Source organism: Chlorobium phaeovibrioides, from assembly GCF_003968655.1.
Taxonomy (GTDB): Bacteria; Bacteroidota; Chlorobiia; order Chlorobiales; family Chlorobiaceae; genus Chlorobium; species Chlorobium phaeovibrioides.
The window spans coordinates 1-16,570 of the sequence record NZ_RXYK01000013.1; the positions used below are offsets into that span (position 1 = coordinate 1).

The 16,570-nt window shown below is 54.5% G+C and carries 17 protein-coding genes and 4 tRNA genes; all 21 read left to right on the top strand.

Features of this window, described 5'->3' with window-relative positions; genetic code table 11:
- Positions 1-40: 40 nt before the first annotated feature.
- The 21 genes from EKD02_RS07900 (at position 41) to rny (ending at position 16,531) form a co-directional block, all read left to right on the top strand.
- Entirely contained in the window at positions 41-568 is a 528-nt protein-coding gene (locus EKD02_RS07900; protein WP_185805721.1) for a GvpL/GvpF family gas vesicle protein, read from the top strand.
- Between the two features lie 2 nt (positions 569-570).
- Positions 571-1,353 carry a GvpL/GvpF family gas vesicle protein gene (locus tag EKD02_RS07905; RefSeq protein WP_126384907.1) on the top strand — a complete coding sequence of 261 codons (783 nt, stop codon included), beginning with the start codon at positions 571-573 and terminating at the stop codon, positions 1,351-1,353.
- A 16-nt stretch (positions 1,354-1,369) separates the two neighbouring features.
- Entirely contained in the window at positions 1,370-2,149 is a 780-nt protein-coding gene (locus EKD02_RS07910; RefSeq protein WP_126341360.1) for a GvpL/GvpF family gas vesicle protein, read from the top strand.
- Positions 2,150-2,171: 22 nt separating this feature from the next.
- Positions 2,172-2,387, top strand: a complete 216-nt coding sequence (locus EKD02_RS07915; RefSeq protein WP_202127136.1) for a gas vesicle protein GvpG — start codon at positions 2,172-2,174, stop codon at positions 2,385-2,387.
- A gap of 49 nt (positions 2,388-2,436) precedes the next feature.
- Entirely contained in the window at positions 2,437-2,709 is a 273-nt protein-coding gene (locus EKD02_RS07920; RefSeq protein WP_011357454.1) for a gas vesicle protein GvpO, read from the top strand.
- Between the two features lie 4 nt (positions 2,710-2,713).
- Entirely contained in the window at positions 2,714-3,502 is a 789-nt protein-coding gene (locus tag EKD02_RS07925) for a GvpL/GvpF family gas vesicle protein (protein WP_160460358.1), read from the top strand.
- A 9-nt stretch (positions 3,503-3,511) separates the two neighbouring features.
- Positions 3,512-3,721, top strand: coding sequence for a gas vesicle protein (locus tag EKD02_RS07930; RefSeq protein ID WP_011357456.1), 210 nt, complete (start codon positions 3,512-3,514; stop codon positions 3,719-3,721).
- Between the two features lie 21 nt (positions 3,722-3,742).
- Positions 3,743-4,480: a GvpL/GvpF family gas vesicle protein gene (locus EKD02_RS07935; RefSeq protein WP_126341363.1), complete on the top strand. Its 738-nt coding sequence runs from the start codon at positions 3,743-3,745 to the stop codon at positions 4,478-4,480.
- A gap of 2 nt (positions 4,481-4,482) precedes the next feature.
- On the top strand, positions 4,483-4,827 hold the full coding sequence (locus EKD02_RS07940; RefSeq protein WP_041464036.1) for a gas vesicle protein K: 345 nt from the start codon (positions 4,483-4,485) through the stop codon (positions 4,825-4,827).
- A gap of 186 nt (positions 4,828-5,013) precedes the next feature.
- A complete protein-coding gene (locus EKD02_RS07945; RefSeq protein ID WP_126384910.1) occupies positions 5,014-5,418 on the top strand; it encodes an NUDIX hydrolase in 405 nt (134 codons plus the stop codon).
- A 54-nt stretch (positions 5,419-5,472) separates the two neighbouring features.
- Positions 5,473-6,618 carry an efflux RND transporter periplasmic adaptor subunit gene (locus EKD02_RS07950; RefSeq protein ID WP_126384914.1) on the top strand — a complete coding sequence of 382 codons (1,146 nt, stop codon included), beginning with the start codon at positions 5,473-5,475 and terminating at the stop codon, positions 6,616-6,618.
- Positions 6,615-9,761: an efflux RND transporter permease subunit gene (locus tag EKD02_RS07955; RefSeq protein WP_126384917.1), complete on the top strand. Its 3,147-nt coding sequence runs from the start codon at positions 6,615-6,617 to the stop codon at positions 9,759-9,761. The genes EKD02_RS07950 and EKD02_RS07955 overlap by 4 nt, the downstream gene beginning before the upstream one ends.
- Positions 9,751-11,124, top strand: a complete 1,374-nt coding sequence (locus EKD02_RS07960) for a TolC family protein (protein ID WP_126384920.1) — start codon at positions 9,751-9,753, stop codon at positions 11,122-11,124. The genes EKD02_RS07955 and EKD02_RS07960 overlap by 11 nt, the downstream gene beginning before the upstream one ends.
- Before the next feature lie 87 nt (positions 11,125-11,211).
- Positions 11,212-11,284, top strand: a tRNA-Pro gene (locus EKD02_RS07965).
- A 24-nt stretch (positions 11,285-11,308) separates the two neighbouring features.
- Positions 11,309-11,384 (top strand) — tRNA-Arg (locus EKD02_RS07970).
- Positions 11,385-11,413: 29 nt separating this feature from the next.
- A tRNA-His gene (locus tag EKD02_RS07975) sits at positions 11,414-11,489 on the top strand.
- Positions 11,490-11,498: 9 nt separating this feature from the next.
- Positions 11,499-11,570 (top strand) — tRNA-Glu (locus EKD02_RS07980).
- Between the two features lie 71 nt (positions 11,571-11,641).
- Entirely contained in the window at positions 11,642-14,056 is a 2,415-nt protein-coding gene (gene pheT / locus EKD02_RS07985; RefSeq protein WP_185805722.1) for a phenylalanine--tRNA ligase subunit beta, read from the top strand.
- Between the two features lie 15 nt (positions 14,057-14,071).
- Complete coding sequence (locus EKD02_RS07990) at positions 14,072-14,377, top strand: hypothetical protein (RefSeq protein ID WP_011890351.1); 306 nt, start codon at positions 14,072-14,074, stop codon at positions 14,375-14,377.
- Between the two features lie 8 nt (positions 14,378-14,385).
- A complete protein-coding gene (locus EKD02_RS07995) occupies positions 14,386-14,649 on the top strand; it encodes a cell division protein ZapA (RefSeq protein WP_011890350.1) in 264 nt (87 codons plus the stop codon).
- 307 nt (positions 14,650-14,956) lie between these two features.
- Positions 14,957-16,531 carry a ribonuclease Y gene (gene rny, locus EKD02_RS08000; protein ID WP_126384927.1) on the top strand — a complete coding sequence of 525 codons (1,575 nt, stop codon included), beginning with the start codon at positions 14,957-14,959 and terminating at the stop codon, positions 16,529-16,531.
- The last annotated feature ends 39 nt before the right edge of the window (positions 16,532-16,570 follow it).

The window sequence follows — 16,570 nt, forward strand, 5'->3', positions numbered from 1 at the left end:
GCTTCGGAGTTCTGTCCTGCGGTGTAGAGTTTATTGCCGCTTGCAAGACCGGCTTTCGCCTTGTCTTCCTGAGCAGCTCGGTGAGCGGGCATCACAATCGAAGCGGCACGAAACAATGGACGACGAAATGGTCCTCAACGCTGCATTCCTCGTCAACCGCGGCGACGTCGATGCATTTGTCGCGACCGTTGAAGCCCTGGACAGCCAGTACCTGAACGCCCTGCATTTCAGGATCGTCGGTCCCCTGCCATGTTACAGCTTCTATACTCTTGAAGTCACAGCGCTTTTTGAAGAGTTCATTGCTGAGAAACGAGCCGTGCTGGGTCTTGATGCCCGGTCCTGTGAGGCAGATGTCAAAAAGGCCTACCATGCCAAAGCGAAGGTGGCGCATCCGGACGTACATGTGCCTGCAGGGGCGAATAATGGTGCTGATTTTACGGTCCTCAACGAGGCATATATGACACTGCACGACTATTATAGCGCGCTCAGGAATTCGGCGTCCTCACGCCATGGCCATGAAGGGCAGGATTCCAGTAATGTGGTTTTTTCAGTTAAAATACTCAATTGACGATGGAGCGGGACGGCAAATACATCTACTGCATCATCGGCGCCGACTGTGAATGCGACTTCGGGCCGATCGGGATAGGTGGCAGGGGAGACCTTGTTTCCACTATAGGGTTCGAGGGGATCAGCATGGTCGTCAGCGACCACCCCCTCAACCGTTTCGTGGTCGATCCCGACGGGATCCTGGCGCACCAGCGGGTCATCGAGGCGGTCATGAAGGAACACGAGAGTGTCATTCCAGTCAGATTCGGCACCGTTGCCGCCACTCCCGACGAAATCCGCAACCTCCTTGACCGCCGGTACGGCGAGCTGTCCGAACTGCTCTTAAGGCTTCGCAACAAGGTTGAGTTCAATGTAACGGGTCGCTGGCATGATATGGCCGCGATATACAAGGAAGTAGAACGGACGCATCCGGAGATCAAGGAGCAGCGGGCCAGAATCGAGTCGATGCGGGACGGTGACGGGGAGGCTCTGAAGCAGTCGCTCATCCTCGAGACCGGCCACCAGATCGAGGCGGCCCTTGAGGTCATGAAGGAGGAGAAATTCGATGCAGTGGCCTCGTTGTTCCGCAAAACGGCAATGGCCTCAAAGATGAACCGGACCACTTCGCCCGACATGTTCATGAACGCTGCATTCCTCATCGACAGGGGGCGGGAGGTTGAATTCGACGGGATCATGGAAATCCTCGGCCAGAAAGACGCAGATCGTTGTGATTACCGCTACAGCGGGCCTCTGGCGATCTTCAATTTCGTCGACTTGAGGATCCTTCCTGAAAAATGGGAACTATAAACAGGGTAGAGAAGCAATGGCACATGAGGCGGCAGAACAGGATGGACTGTATATCTACGGAATCATCAACAACAGCGGGGCGCTGGATTTCGGACCCATCGGCATCGGCGGACGGGAGGAGAGGGTCTATGCGGTGATCCATAATGACATCGCGGCCGTCGTCAGCCGTACCGTGGTAAAGGAGTTCGAGCCGAGGCGGGCGAACATGATCGCCCACCAGAAAGTGCTGGAAGCCGTCATGGTATCCCACGCGGTGCTTCCGGTCCGGTTTTCGACCGTCTCTCCCGGTCACGATGACATGAAAGTGGAAAAGATACTGGAAGAGGACTATTTGAGGCTGAAGAAGCTGCTTGTGAAGATGGAGGGAAAGAAGGAGATGGGGCTGAAGGTGATGGCCAACGAAGAGAAAGTGTATGAGAGCATCATCACGGGATACGACAACATCCGTTCCCTTCGCGACAAGCTCATCAACCTCCCGCCCGAGAAAACCCATTACCAGCGGGTAAAGATCGGCGAACTGGTTGCTGCTGCACTCGAAAAGGAGGTCGGGACTTACAAGGATGCCGTTCTTGACGCGTTGAGCCCCATTGCCGAGGAGGTCAAAGTCAATGACAGCTACGGCAGCATGATGGTTCTGAACGCCGCGTTTTTGATCAGGACGGCCCGTGAGGAGGAGTTCGACCGGGCGGTCAACGCTCTTGACGACCGGTACCATGACATGATGACCTTCAAATATGTCGGGACCCTGCCGCCGTATAATTTTGTAAACATATCGATAAACATCAAGGGGCGCTGACATCTTCATCCTCGACGACATACTGCTTGCACCGCTCAGCGGCATGGTTTTCCTCGGCAGGAAGATCAATGAGATCGTCCAGAATGAAATGTCGGACGAAGGCGCAGTCAAGGAACAGCTGATGAAGCTGCAGTTCCGCTTTGAGATGGATGAGCTCAGCGAGGAGGAGTATGACCGGCTTGAGGATGAGCTTCTCTCCACCCTTGCCGACATAAGGGCACAGAAAGAAAACCGGTGAACGGATTGCGTTTTCACCGTTTCAACCATAAACAACATGAGAGGCAGTTATGGGCAGTTTGATCGAAGCAAAGAACGTCATCACCGCTTTCCTGAAGGAAACCACATCAAGCAGTGATGTTACCGTCATACGGCTTGACCGGGACCCCGATGGCTGGAAAGCCGTTGGCGAGGTCTATGAAGACGATTCGTTCCTGAAATCAATGAACCTTCCCCCGAAGAAAGCGCGGCGCTTTTATGCCGTTTCGGTTGACGGTGACCTGGAAGTCACTTCGTACAGCAGGCTTGCTTCCTACAGCGAAGGGGATTCAGGGGAGGACTGAACGTATGGCGCAGAACATACTGTATGTCTACTGCATCGTCCGGCAGCTCCCGGGTGCCGATATCGTCGCCCGCTACCCCGATCTCGTTTTCATAGAGGCCGGGAGTGCATACGTTGCGGCAAAATATGTGTCGCCGCTCGAGTATTCCGACGCCAGCATGAAACTGAAGCTGGCGGACGAAGAGTGGCTCGACAGGAACGCCCGTGAACATCTGTCGGTGAATGTGATGATCATGGCACAGCAGACCATCATTCCGTTCAACTTCGGTACCATTTTCAAGACCAGGGAATCTCTATCCGGCTTCCTCGGCGATTACGGCAGGAAACTTGATGAGAGTTTCGATGCCCTTGAGGACAGGGAGGAGTGGGCCGTGAAAGCATACTGCAACGAATCCTTACTCCTGAAGAATCTTCATCTCGAAAGCCCGGCCATTGCCGCCATCGAACAGGAAATCCAGGCGGCATCCCCCGGAAAGGCCTATCTGCTCAAGAAGAAAAAAGAGGCGATGTCGGCCTCGGCGCTTGAGGGCGTGCACCAGGGGCATGCCAAGGCTGTATGGGGTGAGCTTGCAGCGCTTTCAAAGGAGCATGTACTGAACAGGCTCATTCCAGAAGATGTTTCAGGGGTGGATGGCCGCATGATTGTGAACGGGGTGTTCCTCATCGCCAATACGGACGTCGGCGCATTCATCAGGACCACTGAAGACCTGGGCGAACGGTATCGTGATGCCGGCGTGTTCCTTGACGTCACCGGCCCCTGGCCGCCCTATGATTTCGTCGACATCCCCTATTGAATTTATCCTATGCAGGAAGACCTTTATACCGCGAACCGGCAGGTAACCCTTCTCGATATCCTCGACCGGGTGCTGAACAAGGGCGTCGTCATCAGCGGCGACATCATCATATCCGTGGCGGGCATCGACCTCGTCTATGTGGGACTCCGGGTTCTCTTGAGCTCGGTTGAGACCATGGAGCGCCTGGATGCTGCGAGGGCGGAAGGTCTGCAGCAATAAAATAAATCATCCCGCAATCTGATGCCGCTTCTCATTCATGCGCTCATTCTACGGCCTGAAGCTCTCGGAGATCTTTCTTCCGCCCTTCAGCATATCGGCGACGTGACCGGTGCCGGCCCATTGGAGCTTGTGGCAGTAAAGGACGCCGGTGCTGTTGCAGTTCCTCTTGAGAAGGTGCCGTCTCCCCCCTCACAGGAAGAACTGCTCCGGTATGCCGACGCCGTAGAGCAGCTTGCCGCACTGGCGACCATCCTGCCCATGCGCTTCGGTTCGACTGCCGCATCGCCCGAAGAGCTGCTCCGGATGCTTTCGGCCAATCGGGATCCTATCCTTGCCGCTCTTGAGCGGGTTGAGGGACGGGTTGAATACTCCCTCAGGATTCTGGCTCCCGGCGAGGACGGGGCCCACCCCCGGGACCTTGAGGGCACCGTACCCGACGCGCTTTCCGGCGGCGGTATCCAGAGAGAATATCTGCGCCGGAAATATCAGGCCCATCGCCAGGCGGAGCAGCTGAGCCGGGAGGCGACGGAACTGAGGGAGGAGCTGAAGCTGAAGCTATCGGCACTCGACCCGTCGACGCAATTTGTCCTGTCGGATGCTTCCGCATTCCTCGTTGACCTCTCCATTCTCATCAGCCGCCCGGCCGCAGCAGGGCTCGGGCCTGTATTCGACCTGTTTGGCAAGGAGCATCCCGAACGGCCGCTCATGGTTACGGGACCATGGCCACCCTATACTTTTTCCAGTCTTACTATTCAATGAGCATGCATGAAGACAAGGTACAGTTCCAGGCTTCCTCGGTAGAGGAGGCGCTCCGGCAGCTTGAGGGGATGAAGCAGGGGAAGGAGTCGCGCATCGAGGCCAACCCCGACAATGTGGAATCCGGCCTTGCCCGGCTGGTGCTGACCCTCATCGAACTGCTCAGGAAGCTTATGGAGAAGCAGGCCATGCGACGCATCGACGGGGGGTCACTTGACGAGGCGCAGATTGACGAGCTTGGCGAGACCCTCATGAAGCTCGAAATGAAGATGGATGAGCTCAAGAAGACCTTCAACCTCACCGACAGCGACCTCAACCTGAACCTCGGCCCGCTCGGGGACCTCATGTGAGGGGAACTCCCATTCCGGATTTTGTGCGGTAGCACTCCATAGCTTATATTGGCGCACGTCCTACTTGTCTGCGATCGTCCCGGCTCCGGGGCCCGCATACGGCAGTAAACAATTGTTTTCAGGAAATCTTGACGGGTGCAGCCTGCCCTATGGCCGCTTCCCGCCATCTGATCGGCAGTGAGCAGTATGGCAGAAAGGGTGAAGAAACTATTCCGCCAGTCCGGGGTCATCCCCGTTCTCGACGAGAGCGTGGTGCTCATCACCGCCCGGCGCTCTGACCGGTGGATCATTCCGAAGGGATACGTGGCCAAAGGTCTTTCGGCTCCGGATTCGGCAGCCAAGGAGGCTCTTGAGGAGGCCGGTCTGCTCGGAAGGGTCGGTGCAGAACCCGCAGGGGAGTACCGGTATCGAAAATTCGGGAAGCATTTTTCTGTTGAGGTCTATCCGCTGTATATAGAGACGATGCTTGAAGAGTGGGACGAAATGCACCAGCGCCGCCGCAGGATTGTTTCACCGGGGGAGGCACTGGATATGATTGTCCACGACAACCTCAAATCAATTGTGGCCGGTTTTTTCAACATGCTTGACTGAGCCTGCTCTCTGTCGCTTTTCTATTGCGCCAGATTATTTTCATTATCATAGTTCATGCGTTCAAAACGGTTGCCTTCATTTATTGCTGCCCTGGCTATTCTCCTTGCCGGATTTGTCATTGCAGCTCTCCTTGGCAGGAAACAGCCTTCGGCCAAAAAGCCTGAGGTCTCCTCAGCTTTCGCCTTCCAGCCGGCTCCTCTCGATACCGTTTCCAATGGCAGGGTGTTTCTTCCGCTGGAGATGAGCGGTCCCATCGAAGCGCTCCGGAAAATAGAGATCTACGCTGAGGTTTCGGGTGTTTTCCGTGATGCTGCTCGCCCGTTCAGGGAGGGGAGCGGGTTTCGGAAAGGCCAGACCCTGCTTCTGCTCGATGACGGGGCCTACCGTAACAGCGTCCTTGCCGAGAAAAGCCGGCTTCTGAGCCAGCTCACTCTGGTTCTTCCCGACCTGATCATTGATTTTCCCGATGAGGCTGAAAAGTGGAAGGCCCATGTCGGAGCGTTCCGTATCGACGCGCCGCTTGCGTCATTACCCGCTCCGGCGTCGGACCGTGAGCGCAACTATCTTGCGGCCCGAGGCATATACGACAGCTTCTATGCGGTCAGGAGCATGGAAGAGACGCTGGGGCGTTACCGCATAACTGCTCCGTTCGATGGCCAGGTTACCCTTTCTGCCATCAATCCCGGGACTCTCGTCAGAACCGGTCAGAAAATCGGTGAGTTTGCTGCCCCCGGCCGTTATGAACTCGAGGTCAGTGTCGGGTTGCGTGACGCGGGTTTTCTTGAGCCGGGAAGCATTGTGATGCTTTCTTCCGAAGATATCGGGGGAACATTCAAGGGGGTTGTCAGGCGTGTCAACAAGGCGATTTCCTCTGCAACACAGACCGTGTCTGTCTATGTTGAGGTGAATGATTCTCGCTTGAGTGACGGCATGTTTCTTTCTGCCCGCCAGGAGATTGCCATGGACTCCGCTTTTGTGGTGCCCCGCAGGCTGTTGCGTCAGGATGACCGGATCTTTGTGATTGAGGATTCGCTGGTGGCTCTCAAAAAGGTGAGGGTCGTTATGGCTTCCGATGACAGGGCTGCGGTCCGTGGTCTTGATGAAGGGACCTTCATTGTGCTTGATCCCGATGCCGGCCTGCGGGAAGGCATGAACGCGGCGCATCTCCTGAAACGCTCATCATCGGGAAGGGCAGAGTGAAGAGCATCATCCGTCATTTCGTCCGCTACCCGGTGCTCGGCAATGTGCTTTTCCTTGCTGTCGTCCTGTTCGGCCTGGTTGCCTTTACCCAGATCAGGACTACCTTTTTCCCCGACATTCCGCCCAATTTCATCTATGTAAGCGCGCTCTATCCGGGAGCTTCGCCCGAGGAGATTGAGGAGGCGGTCACGCTCAAGATCGAAGACCGGTTGAAAGGAGTTGGCGGCATTGACCGGGTGACATCGGTGTCGACTGAAAACAGCATGACGGTGACTGTTGAACTCAAGAAGGGATTCGATCCCGACGATCTTCTGCAGGAGGTGACCAATTCGGTCAACCAGATAAGCACTTTTCCCGCTGAACTCGAGCAGTTGAGGATTTACAAGCAGGAGCGGATGGACTTTGTCATCGCCTATTCCATGTATGGCGATGTTGATCTCAACACCTTGAAAGGGTACGCCCGAAGCCTTGAACGCGAGCTGCGCAACAGCGGGTCAGCGACCAGGATAACCATAAGCGGGTTTCCCCTGGAGGAGATTGAGGTCGGTCTGCGGGAAAATGACATGCGGGCCTATGGCATAACTTTCAGCGAAGTTGCTGCGGCTGTGGGCAGGGCCAACATCAAGATTACGGGCGGGACCATCAGGGGGAGCAGCGAGGAGCTTCTCATACGGGCAGACAGCAAGGGTTATTATGCTTACGACCTTCGCAACCTTGTGGTCCGCTCCGACGGAAACGGCGCTGTCGTGCGTCTGGGTGAGTTGGCTGATGTTCGGGATCGCTGGTCGGACGATCCCGACAGGAGCTGGTTCAATGGCAAGCCGGCCGTTATTGTTGATATTGAGCGCAGTGCCGATGAGGATATGTTCGATATTGTAGGGAAGGTTGAGACCGTGGTTGAAGCTTTTGACCGTCGCCATGAAGACATCAGCATCGATGTACTTCGCAACGGATCGGCCATTGTTAAGGAAAGGGCTGAAATTCTCAGCAGCAACGGATTTTTTGGCATGGTGCTCGTTGTTCTTTTTCTCGCCTTTTCTCTCAACCCCCGTCTTGCTCTCTGGGTGGCCGCCGGCATACCGTTCTCGTTTGCCGGCATGTTCATGCTCGGCGCCGTTTACGGTCTCTCCATCAATGTGGTCTCTCTTCTTGCTATGATACTCGTTGTGGGCATCATTGTCGATGACGGCATCGTCATTGCCGAGAGCATCTATCAGCGGTTTGAAAAAGGCGAAAAACCTCTCGAGGCTGCCTTGAATGGCACCATGGCTGTCATTCCTTCCGTCACGGCGGCGGTGCTGACTTCGGTGGTTCTTTTTTTCCTTTTCCTGTTCCTTGACGGCGATCTTGGCCAGCGGGTGAAGGATATTGCCTTCGTCGCTTCCACGACATTGCTTGTTTCGCTGCTCGAGGGCATCTTCATCCTTCCTGCCCACATTGCCCATTCAAAGGCTCTTCACGGCCGTCCTGAAGGGAAGGGATGGGTGCTTCGGAAGTCGGAGGAGTTCCTCCATTTCCAGCGCGATGTGCTCTATGCGCCTGTCCTTCGCTTCAGCATTGCCAACCCGCTTATCACGGCTGTTGTGCCCGTGGCGCTTCTTGTCATTACTTTCGGTGCCATGCGGGGCGGGTTGATCAAGGCGACTTTCTTCCCGGTCATCGAGCGCGACAATGTTCAGATTACCCTCGAGATGCCTGCCGGCACGCCGGGAGTTGTGACTGCTGAGGTGCTCGCCGTTATGGAACAGAAGATCAGATCTGTCGATGAGGACTATCGCAGAAGTGCGGGTGGTGGTAAGGGGCTGGTGAGCGCTATTGCCCGGGATATTGGGCCGCAGGCGCATGAAGGGGGGTTGAGGGTTACTCTGGTTGAGAGCCGGCTCCGTTCGATAGGCAGCCTCGAGGCCGGCAACAGGTTTCGCGATGCCATTGGCAGGGTGCCCGGGGTAAACAAGCTTCTTGTTGGTGGCGGGAGTCTCTGGGGTATGCCGGTTTCCATAGCTCTCAAAAGCGACAACCTTGCTCAGCTTGACGGTGCCCGTCGCATGCTTGAGTCTGAACTGAAGGGGATGGAGCAGCTCAAGGATGTTGCTGACAACGACCCGCCGGGCCTGGAGGAAGTAAATGTGCGGCTGAAGGAGAAGGCTTACGGGCTTGGCCTGACGACCGGAGAGGTCATGAGCCGGGTGCGCAGCGCGTTTTTCGGCAGCGAAGCTCAGAGTCTGGTGCGGGGCATTGACGAAGTGAAGGTGTGGGTCCGTTACAGTCGGGCTGAGCGTTCCTCGATCGGAGCGCTCGAATCGATGTTCATCAGGCTCGATGACGGGCGTACGATTCCTCTCAGGGAGATTGCGGATCTTTCAGTCAGCCGCGGCATTTCCTCAATTAAACATATAGATGCTCAGCGTGTCGTCAAGATAGAGGCGGATATTGCGGACCCGAAGACCTCTGTTCCTCAGCTTCTTGATGTCATCACCGGACGCATCATGCCGCCGGTACTGGCGGCCTATCCCGATGTGAGCTTCAATTTCGAGGGGCAGAGCCGTGAAAGCGGTAAGACCACAGGCTCTATGCGCATTGCGTTTCCGGTGCTGTTGTTCATCATGTATCTCATCATCGTCGTCACTTTCCGTTCGTTCAGTCAGGCGTTCCTCGTGATGCTGCTCCTGCCTTTCACTCTTGTAGGTGTGGCATGGGGTCATTTCATTCAGGGTTACATTCTCAGCATCCTCTCTCTCTTCGGGGTGATTGCCCTCATCGGCATTGTGGTCAACGATTCGCTGGTCTTCATCAGTACCCTCAACAGCAGAATAAAGGAGGGGGAGCCTTTTGGCAATGCCTTATACGAGGTTGGTCTCAGTCGGTTCAGGCCCATCATTCTTACAACCATCACCACCATTGCCGGGCTGGGTCCGCTGATTTTCGAACAGAGCCGTCAGGCGCAGTTTCTCTCGCCGATGGCCATATCAGTTGCCTACGGTCTCCTGTTCGGCACCACCCTCACATTGATCATTATCCCTGCGCTTCTTGTTCTGCATAATGCAGCACGCCGCAGATTGTTTTCATTCATCGCCCGGAGACCAATAACGCCTGAAGAGGCCGAGCCGGCATGGCGTGAGGAGGCTTTTAGTCGTGAACAATAGGAACTCAGTCAAATGGTCGGTTTTCAGTGGGAATGGGGCGTCCTTTTTCTTCCTGCTCTTCGTCCCGGCCTTTCTTGCTGCTTCCGGGGTGTCTGCCGCTGAAGCCCCTCTCCGGGCGCCTTCAGTTGAGAGGCTCACCCTTGAGGGTGCGCTACGCGATGCTTTGGAGAATAATACCGACATACGGGTTGCCAGAGGGGAAGAGGAGATTGCCCGAAATGGTGTTCATATCGGCAATGCAGGCCTTCTTCCGAAAGTCTCGGCAGTCTCGTCTGTTTCATGGAAAGAGCCTGGAGAAGGCGCAGTTTCAGAGCTTGAGTCGACCACCACCGTTGCGGAGCTGCAGGCCAGCTATACCCTGTTTGATGGATTCGGCAACATCCGGACTTTCACCAGACTGAAGAACAGCGGCAGGCTTGGAGCGCTCTTGGCGCGGGAGCGCATTGAAACAGTTGTGATGGAGGTTGTCAGGGCCTATTTTGCTGCAGCAAATTCCCTTGACCAGCTTGATGCCTCAAAGCAGGCTGTCGATATTTCCGAAGAGCGTCTTCAACGCGCCAGACTTCGGGCCGAGTACGGTCAGGCCAACACTCAGGAACTGCTCTCCGCTGAGGTGGATGCCAACAATGATCATGTTGCTCTTCTCAATGCCCGTCTGGGACGGGAAAGTGCCATGCGTTCGCTCAATGTGCTGCTTGGCCAGCCGGTAGGCAGGCAGTACGCCCTTGCCGATTCAGTTGTGTTTTCTGCTCTTCCCCCCCTTGATTCATTACGCTTGGGGGCATTCGAGGCAAATGCCGGATATCTGGCAAGTGGCAGGGAGGTTCGCGATTCCCGCCTCGCGATGCTTATTTCCCGTTCAGACCATTATCCCGAAGTTTCCCTTCAGGCGGCATGGGGCCTCAACCGTTACGCTGGTGGCCGTGATGCGGGCCTGGATGAGACGACTCCCGGAACATCTGCGGCTGTCGTGATGAGCTGGGATATCTTCAACGGACGCCAGAGTGCAATAAAAACAGAGAATGCCCGGATAGCATGGCTCAACAGCCGCCTTCTCCATGACAGGGCTGCCCGTAAGCTCGAACAGGAACTGAGGGACGGGTGGGAATCATGGTTGAACAGTCGGGAGGTACTCGGCTTCGAAGAGAAGAACATTGAATCGGCCCGACTGAATTTCAGCCGGACCCGAGAGCTCTATGTGCTTGGTCAGGTTACCGGAACCACATTCAGGGAGGCGCAGCTGAATCTGATTCAGGCCGAAAAAAGCAGGGCATCGGCCCGCTACGATGCGAAGATCCGCGAGCTCGACCTGTTGCGCCTGGGCGGCAGGCTTCTCACCCCCTTCGAAGAGGAAGAACAATAAGCGGAGCACTTTTTTTGGTGGGATCGTTATTTTTCTTTGATTCTTCTCGACCGAGTGGTATATTTGGAGCCTTCCGTTAAGAAGGAACGGGGCATGGCGCAGCTGGTAGCGTGCCTGCTTTGGGAGCAGGAGGTCCCGAGTTCGAGTCTCGGTGCCCCGACACAAGTGAAGCGGGAGTGTCGATGTGCCCGTAGCTCAATGGATAGAGCATCAGCCTTCTAAGCTGAGGGTTACTGGTTCGAGTCCAGTCGGGCACACCAATGGAAGTCCGGAAGTTTAGGTTTTCAACGGTGATTGTAGCTCAGTTGGTTAGAGCGCCAGGTTGTGGCCCTGGAGGTCGGGGGTTCGAGTCCCCTCATTCACCCATGTTTTTTGGCCCCATCGACTAGCGGTTAGGTCACCACCCTTTCAAGGTGGCGGGACGGGTTCGAATCCCGTTGGGGTCACACTTCAAAGCTCTGTCCATTAGCGGTGCAGGGCTTTTTTTATTTCATTCATGAACGCAGATTTTCTTCTTATGAAAATATCTGTCAACTGGCTCAAGGATTTTCTCCCCTCTTTCTCTCCTGATATCCCTTCCCTTGTCGATCGCTTGACCTTTCTTGGCCTTGAGGTTGAGGAGGTTCATGAGACTGTGCTTCCCGATGAACGAGTGCTGGTTGGCCGGATTCTTGAGGTTGCGCCACATCCCGATGCTGACAGGCTGAGACTATGCATGGTGGACACAGGAGCTGCGGAGCCGCTGCAGATTGTTTGTGGTGCGCCGAATGTGAAGCCGGAGATGCTCGTTCCTGTGGCAACGGCCGGAGCCCGTCTTGCTGTGGAGGATGGCAAGCCTTTTGTTATCAAACCCTCCAAAATTCGTGGACAGAAATCATTCGGGATGATCTGTGCTGCTGATGAGCTGGGGCTTTCTGGTGACCATTCCGGTGTTATGGAACTTGAAGAAGCCTGTGTGGCTGGTGAGCCCTTTGCCCGTTATCTTAAAGCTGACACGGTTCTTGAAATAGCTGTCACTCCCAACCGGCCGGATGTGCTTTCGCATCTCGGCATAGCCCGTGAACTTGTAGTTTCACCTTCAGACATTGCAATGCCCGATGCCGCTCCAGTAGAATTCAGCGCTACGGGCTCGCGTGTTGAAATACTTGATGGTGCTGCCTGCTCCTCCTATGCGGCCATTGTTATCGAGGGCGTGAAGGTTGGCCCTTCCCCTGCCTGGCTCTCTGCAAGGCTGGAAAGTATCGGCCTGCGTCCAAAGAACAATATTGTCGATATTACCAATTACATGCTTCACGCACTCGGTCAGCCGATGCATGCGTTTGATCTGCATACACTGGAGGGTGAACGGGTGGTTGTCCGCAGCGACATTGAGGGTGAGTTCATGGCCCTCAACCAGCAGCTCTGCCGGGTGGAGAAGGGAATGCCCGTTATTTGTGATGCCCACAGGCCTGTGGCCATTGCCGGCGTTATGGGTGGACTTGATTCAGCGGTAACGGAGGAGAGCCGGGACATATTGCTTGAGGTTGCTTCTTTCTCTTCCTCTCCGATTCGTCGTTCAGCCCGTCTTGCAGGCATCAGTTCTGATTCTTCCTACAGGTTCGAAAGGGGAGTGGACCCTTCCCTCACGCTACCGGCAGCCCGTTCTGCCGTTGCCATGATTCTTGATCTTGCCGGCGGCCGGGTTGCTGAGGCATGCCACAAGGGTGAGGCCTCTCCTCCTCTCCGGGAGGTGTTGTTCCGTCCTCTGAAGGCCAATGCACTGCTTGGTACCGATATCAGCGAAGCTTCTATGCAGGCAATGCTTGAACGAATCGGTTTCAGGGTGCTCTCCCGAACGGATGAGGGTATGAATATTGCTGTGCCATCGTTCAGGGTTGATGTCATCGGAGAAATCGATTTGATTGAAGAGGTTGCCCGTCTTCACGGGTACGATAATATCACTGCGTCGCCACGAATGGCGGCAACATATCCCATTCATCGCAGCATACCGGAATTCTTTCCCGATTTTCTCCGCTCCATTATGGTAGCGCTCAATTTCCGGGAGGTGCTGACAAACCCGCTCATGAAGCGGGAAGAGGCAGAGCTTTTCTCCGATAGGGTTGTTGCGGCGCTGAACCCAATCAGCGAGGGTCTTGAGGTGCTTCGTCCATCGCTTGTGCCGGGTATGCTGAAGGTGATGGCCCATAACATCCGTCACGGAAACCGCGACATGAGGCTGTTTGAGGTTGCCAGTTCGTTTCAGACTGTTCCTGATGATGAGCGCGCCTCTTCTGCTTCGCTGGATGCATTCTCTGAAAAAGAAGGACTTGTCTTTGCTCTCAGTGGCAGCCGTTTCCCAAGGAGCTGGAACCAGCCAACGGACGGAATTGATTTTTATGATGCGCTTGGTGCCGCCCAGATGCTGCTGGAGAAACTGAATTTACTTGATAAATCAGCTGTTAATATTTATAATGAAAATACTGTCAGCATTGATTTGCCGTTGATGGCAGGGAAGAAGAGCGGCACCGTAAGGGTGGGTCTGGTTCAGCAGCTTCAGCGTGAAGTGCTTTCCCGGTTCGGGATTGAACAGGATGTGTTTGTTGCTGTGCTTGATGTTTCGGTTCTTGAGGCCGGGTTCACTCCGGTTGTTGCCTATGAACCCCCGTCAAAATTTCCTGTAGTACAGAGGGATCTTTCCTTTATCCTGCCCGGAGGCGTTTCCGTGCAGTCGCTTGTAGACCTTGTGAGGGAAAGCGATGGCCTTATAAGGAATGTTTCCGTTTTCGATGTTTTCGAACGGCAGAGTGGTGGAGAAGGTGAACGGAGTGTGGCTCTCGGGCTGGACATTGCCGATTACGGGAGAACGCTTCAGGATGAGAGAATCAATGACATTGTTCTTGCCATAGGGAACAGTGCTGAAAGTAAGCTTGGTGCGGTCATTAGACAGGTCTGATACGAAAAAGTTTCCATGCCGGAAAGAGAAGGAGAGAATACAGCTGCTCCATTGAGTCAGCTTGAAGCGAAGATTCGGGCCCTCATGAGTCGGCTGCAGGAGAGCCGCCGTGAGAACGAGATTCTGAAGTCCGAACTTGCAAGTCTTGAGAATATTCTTCGTACCTATAAGCTTCCCGGTGGTTCGGGGATTTCACCGGATGAAGAAAAGGGAAGCCTCTCGGATCCGGTGCCATACGCTGAAAAGCAGCAGATGAAACAGAAACTGCTTCTTCTGCTCCAGAAGATTGAGATGGAACTCCGTAACAATCAGACCGTATAAGAGACCTGATGGAGAAAATTGAAGTAACTGTTTACGGTGACACTTATCCACTTAATTCGTCATCTCCGGAGCTTACAAAAAAAGCTGCCGGGCTGGTGGAAAGCGGAATGCGGCATTATGCCAAACAGGCTCCAAATTGTGATCCGGTGAAACTGGCGGTACTCGCTGGTGTTATACTTGCCGAGAAGCAGATTGAGCTTGAGGGCGAACTTGCAGCGCTGCAGAAGAAAATAGCGGGACTCAACAGTTTGATGGATGAGAGTCTTCTATAAACAGTTACATTGATAGTCGAATTTGTCCGCACCATTCAGTCGAGGTGTCCGGTAAGTAAAAGAACTAACACTATTCTATCGGGAGCTGAACTCTTCTTGTACGATTGCAGGCCTTGAAGGATTTCGGACCGGTTCCGAAATACCCTGAACTGTGGTGACACTGTTCCATTGGAAGCAAAAAACCTGAAGGAAGCACCCACCGTGTATCACGGGTTCTTGAATCTTACACATCTTGCGATGGTGCGGATTTTTTTTGTTTAAAATGCGCCGCTCAGTGATCGGGGCATAAAAAGGAGGTAGAATCGTAATGGGAATTGTCATCAACCTGTTTTTACTTGTTCCCGCATCGATTGTTTTTTTTGCGGCAGGTTTTTTTCTCGGTCGTTTTTTTCTTGAACGGCTTGGCACAACAAAGGTTCTTGAAGCAGAAGAGCGTGCAGTGCAGATAGTTCAGGAGGCTCAGAAAGAGGCTAATGAGTACAAGGACCTCAAGGTCACGGAAGTCAATCAGGAGTGGAAAAAGAAGCGTCGTGAATTCGATCAGGAAGTGGTCATCAAGAACAACAAGTTCAACCAGATGCAGAAGCAGGTTCAGCAGCGCGAGGGCCAGCTTAAAAAACAGGCTCAGGACAATCGCGACATGGAGCGCAGGCTTCAGGACCACCGAAAGGAGAACGAGCAGGTTCAGGAGAGCGTGACGCTTCGTGCCGCAGAGCTGGAAAGGATTATTTCTGAGCAGAACGAACGGCTGGAGAGCATCAGCGGCCTGCAGTCGGAAGACGCCCGTCAGATGCTTATCGATAATATGATTTCGAAAGCGCGTGAGGAGGCGACGGAAACCATTCACCAGATTCATGAAGAGGCCGAACAGGAGGCTGAACGGCTTGCTGAAAAAACTCTGCTTACAGCCATTCAGAGAATCACCTTTGAGCAGGCGACTGAAAATGCCCTCTCCGTCGTACACATCCAGACCGATGAGCTCAAGGGACGCATTATCGGCAGGGAAGGCCGCAACATCAAGGCATTTGAGAACGCAACCGGGGTGGACATCATTGTTGATGATACACCCGAAGTGGTCATTCTCTCCTGTTTTGATCCCCTTCGCCGCGAGCTTGCCAAGCTGACACTCCAGAAGCTGCTTTCAGAAGGTGTGATTCACCCTGTGGCCATTGAGAAAGCCTATGAGGATGCCAGCAAGGAGATTGCCGATGTCATAATGAGTGCCGGTGAGGATGCGCTTTCATCGCTGCAGCTTCCCGACATGCCTGCCGAGGTTGTCAAGACGGTCGGAAAAATGAAATTCCATACGGTCTACGGCCAGAACCTTCTGCAGCACAGCCGCGAAGTTGCTATGCTTGCCGGCGTCATGGCTACAGAGCTGAAGCTCGACGCCCGTCTCGCAAAACGCGCAGGTCTGTTGCATGATATCGGCCTGGTTCTGCCGGCAACCGATGAGCCGCATGCCATATCGGGGCGCAACTTCCTCAAGCGCTTCAATGAATCGGGGGTCGTGCTCAATGCTATTGCCGCACATCATGGCGAGGTTGAAAAAGAGTCACCCATCGCCGAGCTTGTCGATGCGGCCAATGTCATCTCCCTTTCACGGCCCGGTGCCAGAGGTGCCATGACGGCAGATGGCAATGTGAAGCGGCTTGAGAGCCTTGAAGAGATAGCAAAAGGATTCCCCGGAGTCATTAAAACCTATGCTCTACAGGCAGGACGCGAAATCCGTGTGATTGTGGAGGGCGACAATGTCAGCGATTCACAGGCAGATGTGCTCGCTCACGACATTGCCCATAAAATTGAGTCTGAAGCTCAGTATCCCGGGCAGATCAAGGTTGCGATTGTTCGCGAAAAGCGCTCAGTTGCCTATGCCAAATAGGTTGTTTCTCGCTGAAGAGAGTTCCCGCTGAAAATAAAA